The following is a 2,691-nucleotide window of genomic DNA, read 5'->3' as shown; positions in this document are numbered from 1 at the left end:
GCCCTCTCCCACGGGAGAGAGGATAGACTACTGAATTTCAACGGTTTCTAAATTTCTCAACCGTTTCTCTTATCCCAAACGCACACAACTTAATCAAAAAAGCCGTCTGAAAATCTTATGATTTTTCAGACGGCTTTTTCTATATCAACCTTACTCCCCCTGCTCCGCTTTTTTCTTGCGCGGGCGGCGGCGGCGTTTGCGTTTCGGGCGTTCGCCGTCGGCGTATTGTTTTTGCGCCTGCTGCTGCGCGTTCAGGGTCATTTCGGTGCGGGTGTCTTCGTCGGCGTGTTGGAAATCGGTCCACCATTGCACCAAATCGGCATCGACTTCGCCGACTTGGCCGCGCAGCACCAAGAAATCGTAAGCGGCGCGGAAGCGGGATTGTGCCAGCAGGCGGTGCGGGCGGGCGCCTCGGGTGTTGCCGAACTGGGGTTGGAACTGCCAGATTTCGCGCATAGTGGCGGTAAAGCGTTGCGGCACGCCCCAGCCTTTTTCGACCCGTTCGCGCAGGGTGTTGACGGCTTCGGCCAGCGCGGGTACGGGTTTCTGACCCTGCTGCTGGTAGCGCTGCCAGTAGCGGTTGAGCTGCGGCCACAGGATGGCGGCCAAGACGAAGCCGACCGATACGGATTTATCGGCACGCAGGCGCTCATCGGTATTTTTCAGCGCCAGGGCGATGATGCGGTTTTCCGGCAAATCGGCGGTTTTGAGGGCGCTTAGAAGCGGGTGGATGTTATCGGAGATGCCCAGGCTGTTGAGGCGGCGCAGGCATTCGCGGGCGTGGCCGGAAAACAGCAGCTTCATGATTTCGTCAAACAGCCGCGCGACGGGCTCGTTTTTCAGACGGCCGGCATATTCGGCAATCGGCGCGGCGGTACGCGCTTCGACTTCAAAGCCGAGTTTGCCCGACAGGCGCACGGCACGCAGCACGCGCACGGGGTCTTCTTGATAGCGGGCTGCGGGGTCGCCGATCATCACCAGCTTTTTGGCGAGCACGTCGGCCGCACCCTGATGAAAATCGATGATTTCCTGGCGGACGGGGTCGTAATACAGCGCGTTGCAGGTGAAGTCGCGGCGCATAGCATCTTCTTCCATGCTGCCGTAGGTATTGTCTTTCATAATCCGGCCCTGCGCGTTTTGCAGGGCTTTGTCGCCGCCCCGGAAGGTGGTGACTTCAATGGTTTCGGGGCCGACCATCACGTGTACGATTTGGAAACGGCGGCCGATGATGCGGCTGCGGCGGAATATTTTGCGCACCTGCTCGGGCGTGGCATCGGTGGCCACATCGAAATCTTTGGGCTCGATGCCCAGCAGCAGGTCGCGCACCGCGCCGCCGACCACATAGGCTTGGAAGCCTTCGTTTTGCAGGCGGGAGACGACTTTTTCGGCGGCAAAGCTCAGCATATCGGCGCGGATGCCGTGCTGGGCGTAAGCCATGACGTTTTTTTGCACAGCCGCCTTGCGCGTTTTGCCCGGCATGACTTTGTGCAGCCATTTTTTCAACATACTTCTTATCTTCTTTCGCATACAGGCCGTCTGAAACTGCCGCACGGATGCGGAAAGGCAATCTTTGCGTAATATTCTGAATCTGCAAAACATTAGGCAAAGATTTCAGACTGCCTGCGGGTTGGATTTTCACGCCGCCCGGCTGATGCAGGCGGCAAACGCCCGCCATTATAACCGATAATCCCGCCTGCCCCGCAAAATCCGCAAGATGCCGCCGCTGCGGCAGCGCCCTTATCGGCTGCCCTGCCGCAAAATATCCGCTATAATGACAGGCTTAAGTCCAATCACGCGGAGTACGCCACCATGTACCACTACAAATCCGATGCCACCCAATTTTTAGATCAACTGATGGCCGAGCACCCGGAAATGGAAGCCGAGCGTCTGGCCAACCGCAACCTGCTGTGGGACGTTGCGCTCGACCCGCAGGAGCAGGCCGGTTTTGAAGCCGCCGCCGTCGCCAAAAAGCCTTATACCTATTACCAAGACTGACCCTGCCGCTCACCCGCTTCATACGCCATGACCACCACCGCCACCAACGTCCCGCCCGAGCTGCAAAGCTATCTCAACAGCATAGGCGAAACCGAGCATCCCGCCCTCGCCGCCCTGCGCGCGCGTACCGGCGGCCACCGTCTCGGCAAAATGGCCATCGCCCGCGAGCAGGCCGCACTACTGACCTGGCTGGCGCGTCTGCTGCGGGTGGAAAACTATCTGGAAGTCGGCGTGTTTACCGGATACAGCAGCACCGCGATGGCGCTGGCTCTGCCCGAACACGCCCGCATCACCGCCTGCGACATCAGCGTGACCTTTACCGACATCGCCCGCGAAAGCTGGCAGGCCGCAGGCGTTGAGCACAAAATCACGCTGCATCTACAGCCCGCGCTGCTCACGCTCAACGACTTAATCGCATCAGGTGCCGCAGGCAGCTACGATTTGGCGCTGATTGATGCCGACAAGCCGCCCACGCCGCACTATTTCGAGCGTTGCCTCACGCTGGTACGCAGCGGCGGCGTGATTGCCATCGACAACATCCTGCTCGGCGGCCGCGTGATGCAGCCCGCAGCCGCAGGCGCGCCGCCCAGCCTGAATATTCTGCAGGATTTCAACCGCAGCCTGCCGCACGATTCGCGCATTGTGCCGATTACCCTGCCGGTGGGCGACGGCCTGACCCTGTTACTCAAAAAATAA

Annotated in this window: 3 protein-coding genes; 2 read left to right on the top strand and 1 reads right to left on the bottom strand. The window is 59.6% G+C overall.

Translation table 11 applies throughout. The features are described from left to right. Positions 1 to 150: 150 nt before the first annotated feature. Positions 151 to 1,506 (bottom strand): polynucleotide adenylyltransferase PcnB, encoded by a 1,356-nt coding sequence (locus BDE01S_RS09850; RefSeq protein WP_066080974.1) that lies wholly within the window; start codon positions 1,504 to 1,506, stop codon positions 151 to 153. A 303-nt stretch (positions 1,507 to 1,809) separates the two neighbouring features. On the opposite strand from BDE01S_RS09850, the gene BDE01S_RS09845 reads away from it, so the two are divergent. Both BDE01S_RS09845 and BDE01S_RS09840 read left to right on the top strand, forming a co-directional pair. Then, on the top strand, positions 1,810 to 1,995 hold the full coding sequence (locus BDE01S_RS09845; protein WP_066080972.1) for a DUF3460 family protein: 186 nt from the start codon (positions 1,810 to 1,812) through the stop codon (positions 1,993 to 1,995). A 27-nt stretch (positions 1,996 to 2,022) separates the two neighbouring features. After that, a complete protein-coding gene (locus BDE01S_RS09840; protein WP_066080969.1) occupies positions 2,023 to 2,691 on the top strand; it encodes an O-methyltransferase in 669 nt (222 codons plus the stop codon).

Origin of the sequence: Bergeriella denitrificans NBRC 102155 (assembly GCF_001592185.1) — a bacterium.
Classification (GTDB): domain Bacteria; phylum Pseudomonadota; class Gammaproteobacteria; order Burkholderiales; family Neisseriaceae; genus Neisseria; species Neisseria denitrificans.
Note: the sequence above shows the minus strand (reverse complement) of the source record. Positions and strands in the feature narration are given on the sequence as shown.

What these genes read in the sequence shown, in the direction of transcription:
- BDE01S_RS09850 (WP_066080974.1), bottom strand. Translation starts at nt 1,506, where the DNA reads ATGTTGAAAAAATGGCTGCACAAAGTCATGCCGGGCAAAACGCGCAAG.
- BDE01S_RS09840 (WP_066080969.1), top strand. Translation starts at nt 2,023, where the DNA reads ATGACCACCACCGCCACCAACGTCCCGCCCGAGCTGCAAAGCTATCTC.
- BDE01S_RS09845 (WP_066080972.1), top strand. Translation starts at nt 1,810, where the DNA reads ATGTACCACTACAAATCCGATGCCACCCAATTTTTAGATCAACTGATG.